The sequence below is a fragment of the Bradyrhizobium genosp. P genome, from assembly GCF_049949265.1.
GTDB lineage: Bacteria > Pseudomonadota > Alphaproteobacteria > Rhizobiales > Xanthobacteraceae > Bradyrhizobium.
Genome location: NZ_CP188195.1, coordinates 7012294 through 7025808, shown reverse-complemented (window position 1 = coordinate 7025808; position 13515 = coordinate 7012294). Strand labels below are relative to the sequence as shown.

At 60.2% G+C, this 13515-nt stretch carries 12 protein-coding genes and 2 pseudogenes; 6 read left to right on the top strand and 8 right to left on the bottom strand.

The genetic code is table 11. The features are described from left to right. Positions 1-79: 79 nt before the first annotated feature. Positions 80-367 (top strand): hypothetical protein, encoded by a 288-nt coding sequence (locus ACP2YO_RS33585; RefSeq protein WP_426435417.1) that lies wholly within the window; start codon positions 80-82, stop codon positions 365-367. Between the two features lie 180 nt (positions 368-547). After that, positions 548-844, top strand: coding sequence for a hypothetical protein (locus ACP2YO_RS33580; RefSeq protein WP_426435416.1), 297 nt, complete (start codon positions 548-550; stop codon positions 842-844). A 107-nt stretch (positions 845-951) separates the two neighbouring features. Here ACP2YO_RS33580 and ACP2YO_RS33575 read toward each other — a convergent pair whose 3' ends face one another. The 3 genes and pseudogenes from ACP2YO_RS33575 to ACP2YO_RS33565 form a co-directional block, all read right to left on the bottom strand. Further along, positions 952-1350, bottom strand: a complete 399-nt coding sequence (locus tag ACP2YO_RS33575; RefSeq protein WP_426435415.1) for a helix-turn-helix domain-containing protein — start codon at positions 1348-1350, stop codon at positions 952-954. Positions 1351-2828: 1478 nt separating this feature from the next. After that, positions 2829-3755 (bottom strand): annotated as a pseudogene (locus ACP2YO_RS33570) (NtaA/DmoA family FMN-dependent monooxygenase); the annotation flags it as partial. Positions 3756-4111: 356 nt separating this feature from the next. Further along, positions 4112-4552, bottom strand: a pseudogene (locus ACP2YO_RS33565) (IS66 family transposase); the annotation flags it as partial. Positions 4553-4998: 446 nt separating this feature from the next. Between ACP2YO_RS33565 and ACP2YO_RS33560 the strand changes: the two are divergent. After that, on the top strand, positions 4999-5124 hold the full coding sequence (locus ACP2YO_RS33560; RefSeq protein WP_426435414.1) for a hypothetical protein: 126 nt from the start codon (positions 4999-5001) through the stop codon (positions 5122-5124). Between the two features lie 47 nt (positions 5125-5171). Here the strand turns inward: ACP2YO_RS33560 and ACP2YO_RS33555 are convergent, their stop codons facing one another. The 5 genes from ACP2YO_RS33555 to ACP2YO_RS33535 are packed head-to-tail and all read right to left on the bottom strand — an operon-like array spanning position 5172 to position 7835. Next, entirely contained in the window at positions 5172-5762 is a 591-nt protein-coding gene (locus ACP2YO_RS33555; protein WP_426435413.1) for a hypothetical protein, read from the bottom strand. 37 nt (positions 5763-5799) lie between these two features. Next, positions 5800-6144, bottom strand: coding sequence for a hypothetical protein (locus tag ACP2YO_RS33550; RefSeq protein WP_426435412.1), 345 nt, complete (start codon positions 6142-6144; stop codon positions 5800-5802). Next, positions 6144-6641, bottom strand: a complete 498-nt coding sequence (locus ACP2YO_RS33545; RefSeq protein WP_426435411.1) for a DUF6644 family protein — start codon at positions 6639-6641, stop codon at positions 6144-6146. The genes ACP2YO_RS33550 and ACP2YO_RS33545 overlap by 1 nt, the downstream gene beginning before the upstream one ends. 6 nt (positions 6642-6647) lie before the next feature. Further along, positions 6648-7040 (bottom strand): DUF6152 family protein, encoded by a 393-nt coding sequence (locus tag ACP2YO_RS33540; protein ID WP_426435410.1) that lies wholly within the window; start codon positions 7038-7040, stop codon positions 6648-6650. A 12-nt stretch (positions 7041-7052) separates the two neighbouring features. Continuing rightward, positions 7053-7835, bottom strand: coding sequence for a hypothetical protein (locus tag ACP2YO_RS33535; protein WP_426435409.1), 783 nt, complete (start codon positions 7833-7835; stop codon positions 7053-7055). Positions 7836-9218: 1383 nt separating this feature from the next. On the opposite strand from ACP2YO_RS33535, the gene ACP2YO_RS33530 reads away from it, so the two are divergent. The 3 genes from ACP2YO_RS33530 to ACP2YO_RS33520 all read left to right on the top strand — a co-directional run bounded on the left by ACP2YO_RS33530 (position 9219) and on the right by ACP2YO_RS33520 (position 13513). Further along, complete coding sequence (locus tag ACP2YO_RS33530; RefSeq protein WP_426435408.1) at positions 9219-10205, top strand: ABC transporter permease; 987 nt, start codon at positions 9219-9221, stop codon at positions 10203-10205. Between the two features lie 59 nt (positions 10206-10264). Further along, positions 10265-11287, top strand: a complete 1023-nt coding sequence (locus ACP2YO_RS33525; RefSeq protein WP_426435407.1) for a sugar ABC transporter substrate-binding protein — start codon at positions 10265-10267, stop codon at positions 11285-11287. A gap of 114 nt (positions 11288-11401) precedes the next feature. Further along, on the top strand, positions 11402-13513 hold the full coding sequence (locus ACP2YO_RS33520) for an ABC transporter permease (RefSeq protein ID WP_426435406.1): 2112 nt from the start codon (positions 11402-11404) through the stop codon (positions 13511-13513). Positions 13514-13515: the final 2 nt, after the last annotated feature.

The following is a 13515-nucleotide window of genomic DNA, read 5'->3' as shown; positions in this document are numbered from 1 at the left end:
TGTCAGCTCCTGCGAGTAGAGGTGGCTACCGGGCAGCGTTCTCAGAATGACGTTCCGAGAAGAATGAGGGAGGCGTGTCTTGGACGAACGTAAGATTGCAAAATTGGGTGCGCACGAGAACAACATCAAACACTATCAGGGGCTGCTGCGCGGTAAGCTCAGTGAGGTGGAGAAGCGCTTCCTTGAACGGCGTTTATCCGAAGAGCGCTTTGCAATTGAAATGTTGATTTATGGGACGAGAAGCTCGCGAGGGGGAGCGGGCTGCGATGGAATGAGCGGTGAAGCCTACCTTGGAGCATCGGCTAGAGAGAACTGCAGCCTAATCATGTTCCGCCCCCCGCTTGACATGAACGAGGCCGCCAACTGAGGCGGACTCGTAAGGATTGATTAGGATATCGCACCTAGCGTCTTGCCGTCAGGACCCTGCCCGGGTGCTGACCTTGTGATGCTTTGGAATGCAGCCCCGTCACGTTCTCGCATGGCGGGGTGTTTTCTGTGTGCGGCCCAACAGTCATGAACGGATATGGGATGAAAGAGGTCGCCTCAGTTGGCGGCTTTACTGTTTTTGCTCGGGGTGAATCGCGGCCTTCTGGGCCGCCAACTCGGCAACCAGCTTGTCGATTCCATCAAGCATTTGCTGGTCAAGGATGCGGGAGGCCAGTCCCCTGAGGTGATTAATCCTTCTGTCGATCTCGACGCACTTGTCACACATGGCTGGGTCTTCGCATTCTCGCGAGAGGCAGCCGATATTGGTTGCCCCCTAGAAGACGGCCAAGCCAAGAATTTGTTTCAGCATTTCAATTCAGGCCACTGCCAAAATCAAACTGGGGCCACCAGGGGTTAAAGCAGGCCAGCACCCAGCGGCACATGAGAAAAGATCGAAAACAAAGAACCTTTCCCGAGCTCACCGCGACGCCTGCCTCTGCCTATATGCCTCGATCATCGCCGCTGTCACGTCAGGTGGATACGGGCGACGTCGGGGCGATCTTGCTCGGCCGGCTTGATCGTTTTTTTGAAGGTCAGCCCCTCGGCGTGAACAAAAGTCCACACTGTCCGCACGTCTGTCTCAATGCCGCGCGCCGCCAGTTCCCTCGTCAGCTTGCGCAGGGTGAACGGCCCCGAGCGAACGCGTTTGCGCAGCCAGTCGGCGTTGGCGCCGGACAGAACCGGCCTCTTGTGACCACCAATCTTGCCGGGCGACAGGCCTCCGGTCTCCCGCCTCAGATACTTCCACTTTGTCACACAGGAGGGACTGATCTGAAGTGCTTCGGCAATCGAACGAACCGTCTCGCCGGTGTCAGCCCGCGCCAGAGCGCGTTCGCGAATATCTTCCGAGTAGGGTCGTGTCATCCATGCTGGCCTACGTTCCCCAGCATGGAGCTTGAATCAGAAATTCTCCCAGCTGGGAATCCCGATCCCGGTAAAAAACAACATGCTCTAAGAAAGCACCCGCCAAGAAGCGCAAGGCTGGTTGATCGGTGTTGCAGGAGCCAAGGCGGGCGTCTTCGCCGCGTCGGAGAGCAGCGGGGGAGAACTCAATTCAGGAGCGGTGCGAACTTTCCAATTTTCCGGGCACCATCCCAAAGCTCCACCGGCTGGTCGCCGGTCGCTAGATATTGGGCTTGTTCTCGCGCGTCGTCGTCGTTGCCGCAGAACAGGTCAACACGCCACAAGATGCGGTCGTCGGGGCGGAGGACGTATGCCGTATATCCGTGCATCAAAAGCGTCCGATTGCGCCTGCCACCACCAAAGAACGTAATCCTCGGAACGTTGTTCGCACCGCGGGGCGGGGACGGGCGTCTAGCTCGGTCATCGGAATGGGTAGGAGCTGGCCTACGCCGGGAGCCGTGGGCTTGTCAGCGGCCTGGTCCGCGCGAGCTGCAGTCCAATCTTCCTTGTCAGGCCCTCTCATGACTATCTTGGGCGTCCTGTCCGGCAACGGCCGCTGCAGCGCCTTCGCCTCGTCCCATGGCGCGCGCAACCATACATCGCGCTCCTCGTCGGTCGTCAGGATCACCGGCATGGCCCTTGGGGTGAATGGGCTCAACGACTGCAGTGGGCGACCTGATCAGAAACCAGTCGATATTGATACGGTCCGGACCCTTGGCTTTGTGACGGGGGCCGGGTTGCGTTCGGCCCGTAGTTCTCCGACCGTGAACGACAGATGCAACCATAGAATTTGATGCATTCATAAAATCTGAGGGTCCATAAATTTTGATGGTCCCTGCCGCAAATTTACAACTTCGTCACGAATTGGTGCCAGCCTTTCGCGATTGCAACTAGGTCACGAAACGCGATAGCGAATTTCTAAATGCTTTAACCGACCAGCCCGGTTGGCGGTCTCTCTTTGAGGCCCACCATGATCAAGAATTTAGCGATTGCAGCTCTCTTGCTATTTGGCGCATCGCAGCTCGATGAGTATCTCACGCACGGACAATATACCGATGCTGCCATGGCTATGCTGAGACAGATCAGGCACTCGTTTGGGATTTGAGTGGTTCACAAAGCTGTATGAGCCTCGGAAGGGCTGGCGGATGGTCGAGACACGAATTGCGCCACGTCACTGGGTCAAGAAGGCAGCGGAGATCGACCACGGAGGCGACAAATTTCCCTGTGTGATCCGCGATATATCGACGACGGGAGCGGCGCTAGAGTTCGCCTATTCGACTAGGTGATCCCCGCAGCATTCAGGTTGCTCGTTCCCGAGGACCGTCTAAACCGGCAGTGTCGTGTGGTCTGGCGGAACGATTTTCGCGTCGCTTCGTGATGAGAGTTCAGTGGAAGTCGTTATCCGTAAAAGGACGGACGGCCTCGGCAACGTCAGACGATCATGCGATCGCCTGAATGGAGTGGGAATAGATGCTCGCCGGACGGTCCAAGCCGCAGTGGTCGCGCAGCGTCGTACCCATATAGTCGTGACGGAACAGGCCGCGCTTGCGCAGGATCGGCACGACCCGGTCGGCGAAGATATCGAACCCGCCGGGCAGCCAGGGCGGCATGACGTTGAAGCCGTCGGCGGCGCCGCTCTCGAACCAGGTCTGGATGTTGTCGGCGATCTTTTCCGGCGGACCGGCAATCACCCAATGGCCGCGCGCGCCCGGCGAGGCGCTGCACGAGCTGACGAATTGTCGGCTTCTCGCGATCCGACGATGTCGACCACCAGCTTGAATCGGCTGGCGACCCCGCGCGCGCTGTCGGTGTCGGCCAGATGGCGGGGAAAAGGGCCGTCGAGGTCGAAGCCGGAGAGGTCGAGACCGATCATCTGGCGGAGCTGGGTCAGCGAATATTCCGGCTGGATCAGCTCGTTGAACTCGTTCTGCAGCCGGTCAGCCTCGGCTTGCGTGCTGGCGATGAACGGGCTGATGCCAGGCAGGATCTTGACCTGATCGGGACTGCGGTCGAAGCCGCGGGCCTGACGCTTGATGTCAGCGTAGAATTCCTGGGCGCTTGCCAGTGTCTGATGCGCGGTGAAGATCGCCTCGGCAAAGCGTGCCGCAAAGGCCCGCCCGTCGTCCGACGAGCCGGCCTGGACATAGACCGGTCGTCCCTGCGGTGCCCGCGAGATGTTGAGTGGTCCGCGGACCCGAAAGTGCTTTTCCGACGTGATCGATCGGATGGATCTTGCTTGTCTCGGCGAAAACGCCGGAGACGGGATCGTTGATCAGCGCGTCGTCTTCCCAGCTGTCCCACAGCCGGGTGATGACATGGAGATATTCGCGCGCCCGTTCGTAGCGTTCGTGGTGCGGCGGATGCTCGGTCACCAATGCGCTGAAGTACGGGCGCTTAAACATCCCGGCGGCACGCTCGCGATCTCCTGGGACCTTCGGCAAGCGACGGCAAGGCGCCAATACTGGCACTCGACTGGATGGAGGCTGGGGTTCCGACCGCCGCGGCGCCGGCCAGAAAGGGCTTCGGCCGCGAACTCATCGAGCGGGCTCTGGTCGCATCGTTGAAAGCCAAGAGCGAAATGATCTTTGGAGCTGAGGGGCTATCTTGCCACATCGAAGTCCCTCTCGGTTCGCCTATAGGCGAGGATACTGCCGGCCTGGGTCAGCTGGAATAAGGTTGTTGCTGACCCCGATGTGATGGCTGGTCGACAAACGGCTCGACCGCGGCAGCCGTCCTCGCCGAGTTTGCGCAGGCGATTGCCGCCGCAGCAATCACAAGCCGTCGGCGGGTCGATCACCACTCGCTCGCGCGGCAGATGTTCAGGGAATGTCTGACGTTCGCCGCGCTTACGCGTAAATCCACGCACCGTCGTCGTCTCAGCCACAGCGCGCTCTGCCGCCAGTTCGTCTTCAGTGGCGTCACTTTCCAGCTCTTCGAACGTCAACGCCAACTGCTCGATCAGCCGCGACGAACGCTCCGACCGCTGCCCGTAGATCTGACGCTCAAGCTTGGCGATCCGAAGCTTCTGTTGGACGATCAGCGCACTGTCTTCCGACGCCTTCGCGCGGGCAGCCGCAATCTCGAGAGCCTTGGCGCGCTCGACCGCCAAGGCCTCCTTCAGGACAGCAACGTCATCAGGGCCAGCGTTGCGATCAGCATCCATACGACGCAGTGAATCACAGATCGGATGCGTTGTGACTCCTCAAAAAGCTGAGGCCGCAGATTTATTTGCTCAACCTGCGCTTTGCGGACGCCAGCTGAGTTGCGGGTTCCTCCAGTCGATGCCCTCGAGCATATAAGCCATCTGCGCCGCCGATATCGACACCGCACCACCCGACGCCGATGCGAAGCGGCGCACATCGAATTTGCGTCAGAGCCAATATTGTGCGCCGATTAACAGCATTGTCAGCAAGCGGCGGGCGAGAACGCTCTGCAAGGTTCGATTCAATCACGGTGTTCAGCGCGATTCAATTGAACGCAAAGGAAGCGTGGGCAGTCATAAGATGGCGGAAAGAATCGAAGAATGGAGATCGGCAAGCCTGGTCGAAGTGGAGGATAGCGATCATTTTCGCTTGAACGGCGCACTAGCATCTTGGATACACCGGTTCGATGAAGACCCTGACGCTGAGCACCAAGGCCAAGTTCACCCTATCCGAGAAGGATAACGAAAAGCCCCCCGACTACGGCGATGCGTTTCGTGGGGTCCTCCATCTGGCGGACCAATGCAGCAAATGATTGTGCGTCACGGGCGCGCCCGGAATGTGGGGGATCGAGCGAGCAGCTTACTCCAGCCCGTAGTGACGATGGCAGGCGGCGCAGATACTGTCGAGGTGATCGCTCACGTCGGCGACGGTTTTTAAGTCGTGCATCTCCGCGGCCTGGTAGGCCCTGTCGGCCGCATCGGCAAGTTTTTTCACGTAAGTGTTCCACTCCGAATCGATCGCGCGCTGTGGGATCATCAGTGCGTTGGTCGCTTCCGCAAGCGTCGCGGCGCCACTTGTGATGTTTTCCCAGTCGTCGTCGGTCTTGGGCGAGAGGTCGTGCTCACCGCTGGCGTCGATCACCGAGCCGTTGACTCTCCAGATCAAGTTCGCGGCCGGCGTCAGCACGTAGTCCATAAAGGTTTTCATGTCGACATGCGTATGGAATGGCGGCATCGCTGGCGTTGTATCGGACATTGATGGGGAGGCGGCGAGGCCAACCGAGACGAGCCCGGCGGCAAGGCTGGCATGTACAAGGGATCTTTTCGGCATCAGAGCAGCTGCATTGTGAAGCCGATCCAGCGCCCGCAGGCCACGATCGCGATCCAGAGCAGGATCGATAGCGCGCCGGCAGCTCGAGCCCGCAGCGGCGGTGTTTTTTGCTTCTCCCATTGCGGCAGATCCTTCGCGCCAATCGCGTGGAAGACGATCAGTTCAACCCGGCCGTGCAGATAAGGATGATCTTGGCGTCGAAGTAGCCATTCGCCAGATATTTGGTGGCGTTGGAGATGAACAGCAGGAAGCCGGAACTCGCCGCGATCGCGAACGCGCCCCAGGTCACCGGCAGGATTGCACGCGTCAACCGGCCGACGGGCCGGTTCATCGAGGCGAGCCCAAGGAGCCGCAAGTCCAGCACGAGAATCGAGCCGACCACAAGGCAGATCGCAATAACGTGGATCGATTCGATCGTGGGAAACAGCGTGTCGTTCTCACGGATACTGTCCGCAATGCTGCTGTCCTCGAAGAATACGATCAAGTCTTGGATGTACGACATCATCCGGCCTGCGTGTAAGCGATCCAGCGTCCGGCGAACAGGATGCCGCACCAAACCAGGATCGACACCGTTGCCAGCGCCCGGCCTGCCATTTGCCGGCTGCGATCCTCAAAGACGTCTGGCGACGCCAGTACCATCCGTTGCAAGGTGGCCGTCAGCAGGATGGCCACGAGCAGCAGCGCCATCTTGAGATAAAAGGTGGTGTTGACCAGCGAGCGTCTGGGCTCGCCGATGATCAGCAGGCTTCCGGTCAGGAGCAGGATGAGCAGGACCGGCCAGATCGGGGTCAGAAAGCGCCGCGTGACCTCGCGCAGCGGCTCATCGCGCTCGAACACCCGAAAGATCCGCAAATCGACCAGCACCGCGGAGGAGAACGCGATCGCCACGCAAAGAATGTGGATCGTCTGGAGCGTCGGGATGATCCAGGTGACTGTCTGGATGGTGTGACTGAGCGACGTCGCCGCCAGCCACTTCGAAAACCCGGTCAGCGCTAACATGTGAACTTACTGCTCGTCCGGCGTCAGGCTGTAGGTCAGTTCCTTGCCATCCTGTAAAGTTACCTTGCGCAGGAAGCCACCGGGCTTGCCGTCGCGTAGCGGCAGATAGCCGAATACGGCGTGATCGCCAGGCTGTAGCGAGCGCTTTGTCCAGCCGGATCGCGTGAGCACGCCAGGGCTCGACACCTCGAACGTCCAGGTGCCGGCCTGCGGTCCTTCCTTGACGTCGGTCTCGACAATGAAGGTGATATGCGGGTTGGTCCAGTTGACCTGTTTGACGGTGCCTTGCACGGTCTGCGGATGGTCGCTGTCATAGGCAGCATTGGAATGGTGCGCGGCTGCAACGTCGACAAAGCCCAGCGTGAGGCAAGCAGCAAGAAACATGGCCTTCAGCGACATCTCGGTCGTTCCTCATTTTCCGGTATGGACCGTTCCAAACGCGCCTTGCGCGTTAGGGACGAATATGTCGTTGCCGTGCTCGTCTTTGCCCGGCACGAGATCTTCCTGCGCGCACTCGCCCTCGGTGACTTCATAATGGCGCTCGGGGTAGCGGCGAAAAATTCGCGTCGTCCTCCAGGTCGTGGTGAGAACGTTCGGCGCCGTGACCTCCAGATCGTCGTGCATGACATTCGGTTCTGCGAGATGAATATGCTCGACGATGTGCATGTCGCCGTTGTTCGGAATGCCGACAGCTTCGCTGATCGCGATATAGGCCTGCGGCACGATCGACGTGGTGTCGATCACCAGCGTGTCGCCATCCCAATGGCCAATCGAATAGCCGTGCAGCGAGAGGTCGGGATCTTCCGGCGGCTTGCGACCATCCATGTAGATGCGCCGCATCCGGTTGCCGTCGACCTCGCCAAGCATGGTGATGCGGCCAGGCGTGACCAGCAGCTCGAATGCATTGTGCGTCATCAGCATCCAGCTCGGCATGCCGTGTGGCAGGCAGTAGCTCAGGACGAGGAACGGCCGTCCTGCTTTTTCCTCGGCAACGAGGTGCCGAACCTGCTCGAGGATATTTGGCTTCCAAGGCGGCATGTTCGCCGTCTCCTGGTGTTTTTGATCCCTGATGTCGGGAAGCCAGACGCCGCTGAGATCAGGCTCGGCACGCGCGCTTGGCAGAACAGCGATCTGCTGTATGACAAAAAAACTACTGACGATCGCAAACGCCTTAACGAGTTGCCCGATAACCATGCGACCTTCCAACCGATGCTGCGCCAACGATACGTGGCACGGGGGCGAAAGGAAAGCTGGTCGGCTGTCCAAACGCTTCAAGATTGCGGGAGGTCGCGCTCGTGCGATGATTCTCAAGTCTGCCGCGCGAGGGACTCCGAAGAAATCAGATCGAAGAGAATGTGATGCTTATTCTGTCACGAGTTGCCGAAATTTTTTCCAGCCACGCGACATGGCGATGCATGTCGAGGCCGCTCGCTAGTGTAGCAGATCACTTGGGCGTGCGGCTGTCGCCGCAGCGGGCTTTCGTAAGCCGAGCCGCGCTCGCCTGAGGCTCTCGCGCGAGGGGCCGGCCGTCATTGTATGCCGGCGCCGCTATCACTGCCCATCGCGCGGGTGCCTCGTTGTCATCGTAGCGATCGAGGCTCGAACGAGGTGAGCACCATCGTTTAGAGCCAAGGTCGGCTCTTAGTTGGCGGGCCGAGCGAGCTTGACGAAGAACGCCCATTCATCGACGCGCGCACAAACCTGTGGTCCGTCGGCGGCGTGACCAATGCGATCGGGTTCGGACAGTTACTAGTCGATGGCGAAATCGGCAATTTCAAGAAGGGGCCGCGGGCCGTAGAGCAGACGGCTCGACTGCTGGCGCCTAAGGGCTGACATCCGTGGCCGATATACGCTGCTGCGTGACTCGGACCCGCGACTAGACCGTTATGAGTGGCCCGAGGACCTCACGGAAATGAGGCGGGGTCGCATCGCGGGCGACTACCTCTGTTTGAACCAGGACCGAAAAGCACCTTTGAGCGCGAAGTGCACTAGCAACTTCAACTATCCAGGTGAAATCCCGGCAAACGCGAACGCCCTCCGAGCTCACCATAAACCCACGTTCAGTTGTGCCGGTGGGCTCAGCCCAGTCGATGGGCCGGACCCAACAGCGTCTGGTGATTGCGGCCACGCACTGGCGCTGATGAACGCGAAGTAGATCGTTGCGGCAATGCGTCTTTGGAAGTCGCCATCAAGATTCGCATTCGTGGCGTTTCGCGCGGCGGCGCGCCTTCCATAATCAGGTGCAACGGATTCACGCCTGACTGGCGACCTCAAGGCACCACCCCCCGTCGAATATACGGGGTGGCATCCATCTCACCTTGCCACGGATAGACCAAATGTATCCAATCGCTCCGTTTCGGCTCGCACTTTCCAAAATGATGCCACGTGGGGGTGATTGCGAGCGTTGCGATCGTCTCGATATAAGTAACTGAAAATAATATTATATCGTCGATATGGTGACCGCTATTCTTTGCGCGAGATATGCTGTCACCTAACCATTTGGATACCGACATTGACTTTTGGATACATCTTGTCCAGTTTCCCCTCCGGAATAAAAACCAACCTCGGGAGGACCCGGTGACCGGCAGTTCGGGAGCGCGCGGGCCGAAATTAACGCAGACAACGGCCGTGCTGGCGATGTGCGCGGTCTTGATCGTCGTTTTCTCGATCTTCCTGAGGGGCTTCCTGACGCTCGGCAATCTGTTCGCGCTGGCGCGTAACATTTCGATACTCGGCATTCTCGCGCTCGGCATGGCGGTTGTCGTGATCGGGCGTGGACTCGATCTGTCGCAAGTCGCTTCCTTCGCTGCCTCCACGGCGATCGCGATCATTCTGATGAATTCGGGTTTTGCGACGCCAGTCGCGCTGGTCATCGGATTCGTGATGGCGATCGCCATCGGTGTCCTGAACGGGTTTCTCATTTCGGTAATCGAGATGCCGCCGCTGCTGACGACGCTAGCATCGAGCCTCGCGGTATTGGGGGTCGTACGCACCACTGCTGTGCAGCACTATGTCGTGTATCTTTCGAAGGGGCACGACGAGTTCTTGCGGCTCGGCGGAAACATCTGGGGGGGTGTCCCGATCTCGATCCTGATCTTCGCGGCCACTGCGGTCGTCGTGCATCTCTTTTTGTCGCGCACCGTAATCGGGCGCTTCGTCTATGCCCATGGCGACAACCCCGACGCCGCGCGCCAGACCGGTCTGCCGACCCGTCCGCTGACCATGATCGAGTACGCGCTGTGTGCAGCGATCGGTTACGTTGGTGGTGTCGTGATGATCGCGCAAACGGCGCTGATGCATCTCCAGGTCGCGGAATCGACGATCATCTTCGATGTCATCATGGTTGTGGTGCTCGGCGGCGTGAGCCTCGTCGGCGGCCGCGGCAATGTGATGAGTGTCGTCGCCGGAACGCTGCTGATCGGCGTGCTGCTGAACGGCATGACCATCATGGACATGGACGTGCAGACCCAGAACATCGTCAAGGGAGTCGTGCTGCTGATCGCGATCTTGCTCGATTCCCGGCTGCATCCGCGTGACGAGGAGACGTCGAAGCAGGGCGATTGAAGCTCTGCATCCATCAACGGGCCGCAACAATCGGCCGACATAGAGGGGGAGGAAGAAACATGACGAAAGCAGTGCATCGGAAGACGCTTGCCGGCATCGGGCTGGCGGCGCTGGTGGCGACCGCCGCGCTGGTGGCGGCGCCATCTCAGGCGGCCGGGCCGCGCGACCAGTTGCGCGACAAGTTCGACAAGGCACTCAAAGGCAAGACGGTGGCATGGTCGCCAGTCTGGATGGGTGTTCTAGAATCCGAATGGACGCGTGTGATGAAGGATCGTTTCGACGATTACGGCATCAAGCTCGTCACCCGTGACGCCAACATGAAGTCCGACATCCAGCTTCAGACCGTTAGCGACTACATCAACGAAAAACCTGACGTGCTCGTGGTCCAAAATCCGAACGTCACGCTGCTCGCCAAGGAACTGAAGCGTGCCATGGACGCGGGTATCTATGTCGTGCAGGTCAACATGGCATCGAATACCCTGACCGACGCCTATGTCGGCGTCGATGCCAAGGATCTCGGCACCAAGATCGCGCGGGAGGTGATCAACCAATGCGGCGACGGCAAGGGCTCGGGGGAGGTCGCGATCCTCGAGGGCGAGGCGACCGCAGCCTATTCGCTCGACATGAAGAACGGCGCCATGGAGGTATTCAAGACCGATCCGTCGATCAAGGTCGTATCGTCGCAGCCGACAAGCTGGGACGCCAACAAGGCCGGCGATATCACGACCATCGTGTTGCAGCAGCATCCCAAGTTGTGCGGGATCCTCAGCGTTTGGGGACCGCAAACGGCGGGCGCGGCGCAGGCGATCAAGGCTGCCAACATGGGCGACAAGGTGAAGGTGTTCGTCGCCAGCGACGGCCAGCCCGCGGATTGCGATCTTCTGGAGCAGGGCGCGTTCTCCGCGAACCTGTCGTATCGTGCCGATGTGCAGGGGCAGACCATCGCCGACGCGGTGATCGCGCTTTTGCAGAGTGGCGACAAGCCGGGCTCGAAGAACACCGCCTATTACACGACCCCCGCCTGGGTGAAGTCGAAGGATGATCGCATGTACTGCTTCAGCATCCCGAAAGGCGCGAAGTAGTCGATCCGGCGCCCGCGCCGTCGGCGGCGCGGGCAGGCTGGAGTTGCCCATTCCCATTTTCTGCGTCGCCCCGCCGTTCGGCCGCGTCCGCGCCGAACCCGCCGGAGTCTGTTGATGAAGAGCCTGCAACGAGCCTGGCACCGCCATTCGCCCCAGTTGTTCCTGGGCGAACTGCTTGAGAAGCGGTGGATGGAGCCGATCATTCCATTCACGCTGACCATCGCGGTGTTCCTGGCTTTCGCGGTGATGATCCCGCGTTACCTGACGGCGGCCAGCCTTCAGGAGCTGATGCGGAATTTCGCGGAGCAGGGGATGGTCGCCGTCGCGATGGCTTTCTCCGTGCTATCGGGCGGCATCGATCTATCGGTCGGCGCGGTGTTCGCGATGTCGAACTTCCTTGCGCTCTATCTGTATCTCATTGTCGGGCTGCCGCTGCCGGTGACGATCTTGCTGGTCATCCTGTTCGGCGCGGCGATGGGCGCGATCAACGGGGGCCTGATTGCCTACGGCAAGACCCGGCCGTTCCTCACGACCCTGGTCATCCTCATCATCGTTCGCGCCGCCTACAATAAGGTGACCGTCGCGTTCACGAACGAACTCGCAAGCATCGATAGCGGGTCCAGTACGTGGGATTTCATGGGATCGGGCAGAGTACTCGGTATTCCCTTCAACATGCTGGTGTTGATCCTGCTTGCCGCCGGAACGCACTTCTTTCTTACCCGCATCAAGCCCGGCGTCCACATCATGGCGGTCGGGTCGAGCCGCAAGGCGGCCCGTCACGCCGGCGTCAACGTCAGGCGCGTGCTGTTCTCGGCTTATGTGATGTCAGGGTCAATCGCGGCACTGGCGGGCATCCTTTATGCAGCACGGCAGAGCAGTTCGGGCACCGACACCGGCGTCGGCTGGGAGATCAATGCGCTGGCCGCGGTGGTTCTTGGCGGCATCAGCCTTGCCGGCGGCCGCGGCACCATTGCGCGCGCCGTCATGGGCGCGGCGATCATCTTCATGCTCACCAGCGGCATGGTGCGGCTGGGCATCTCCGGCAACCTGACGACTGCCATCATCGGCATCATCCTGCTGCTCGCGGTCGGCTTCAATGTGAAGTGGGTCAAGAACAAGGGCAAGGTGCTGCAAAAGGTCTATGTCACCCCAAGCTGGGTCGATTTCGAGCCGCCGTCGTCGGTCGAGCGCGGCAGCGGCACGCCTTTCGCGGAGAACGACCGCCTGAAGAACGCCGAAGCCATCGCGCTCAATATGATCGAAGGCCCGGAAGACATCATCCTCGACCGCAAGGACAACCTCTACACCGTCAATCGCAACGGCTCGATCATCCGCTTTCTCGCGCCGGACTATACTGTCCGCGAGGAGTTCGCGCGCATTGGTGGCCGGCCGCTCGGGCTGGCGTTCGATCGGGATCAGAACCTCCTTGTCTGCATCGCCGGGATGGGGGTCTATGGCGTGAAGCCCGATCGCTCGGTCTTCAAAGTCACGGACCGCACCACGCGTACCCGCACACGTCTCAAGGACGATTCGCGGCTCTATCTCGCCGACGATCTCGACGTCGCGCCCGACGGCAAGATCTATTTCAGCGAGGCCTCGACCCGCTACGAACTGACCGATTGGGCGCTTGACGGCTTTGAGGGGCGCGGCAACGGCCGGCTGATCTGCCACGATCCGAAAACCGGCGTCACCAAGACAGTCCTCAAGAACCTGACGTTCCCCAACGGCATCTGCATTTCGCATGACGGCCGGTCGGTGCTGTGGGCGAGCACCTGGCTGTGTCAGATCAACCGTTACTGGATCGCCGGCCCGAAGGCGGGCACCAGCGAAATCCTGATCGACAACCTTCCAGGCTATTGCGACAACATCAACCGCGCCTCGGATGGCAAATACTGGCTCGCCTTCGTCGGCCTGCGCACGCCGGTCTATGACCTTGCCATGCGCAATCCCGTTTTTCGCACTCGCATGGTCAAGCAGATCCCGCCGGATGAGTGGCTCTGCCCGGGGATCAATTACGGCTGCGTGGCCAAGTTCGACGACAACGGCGTCGTGACCGAATCGCTCTGGGATCCGGGCGGGCTTTCGCATCCGACCATCACGTCGGTTCGCGAACACAAGGGCCATCTCTATATCGGCGGTCTCGAGAACAACCGCATCGGCCGTATCCGCCTGCAGGACGCTGACCCGACCTGGGAAGCGTACAAGTCCTATTGGGGAGGGGTCTAAGC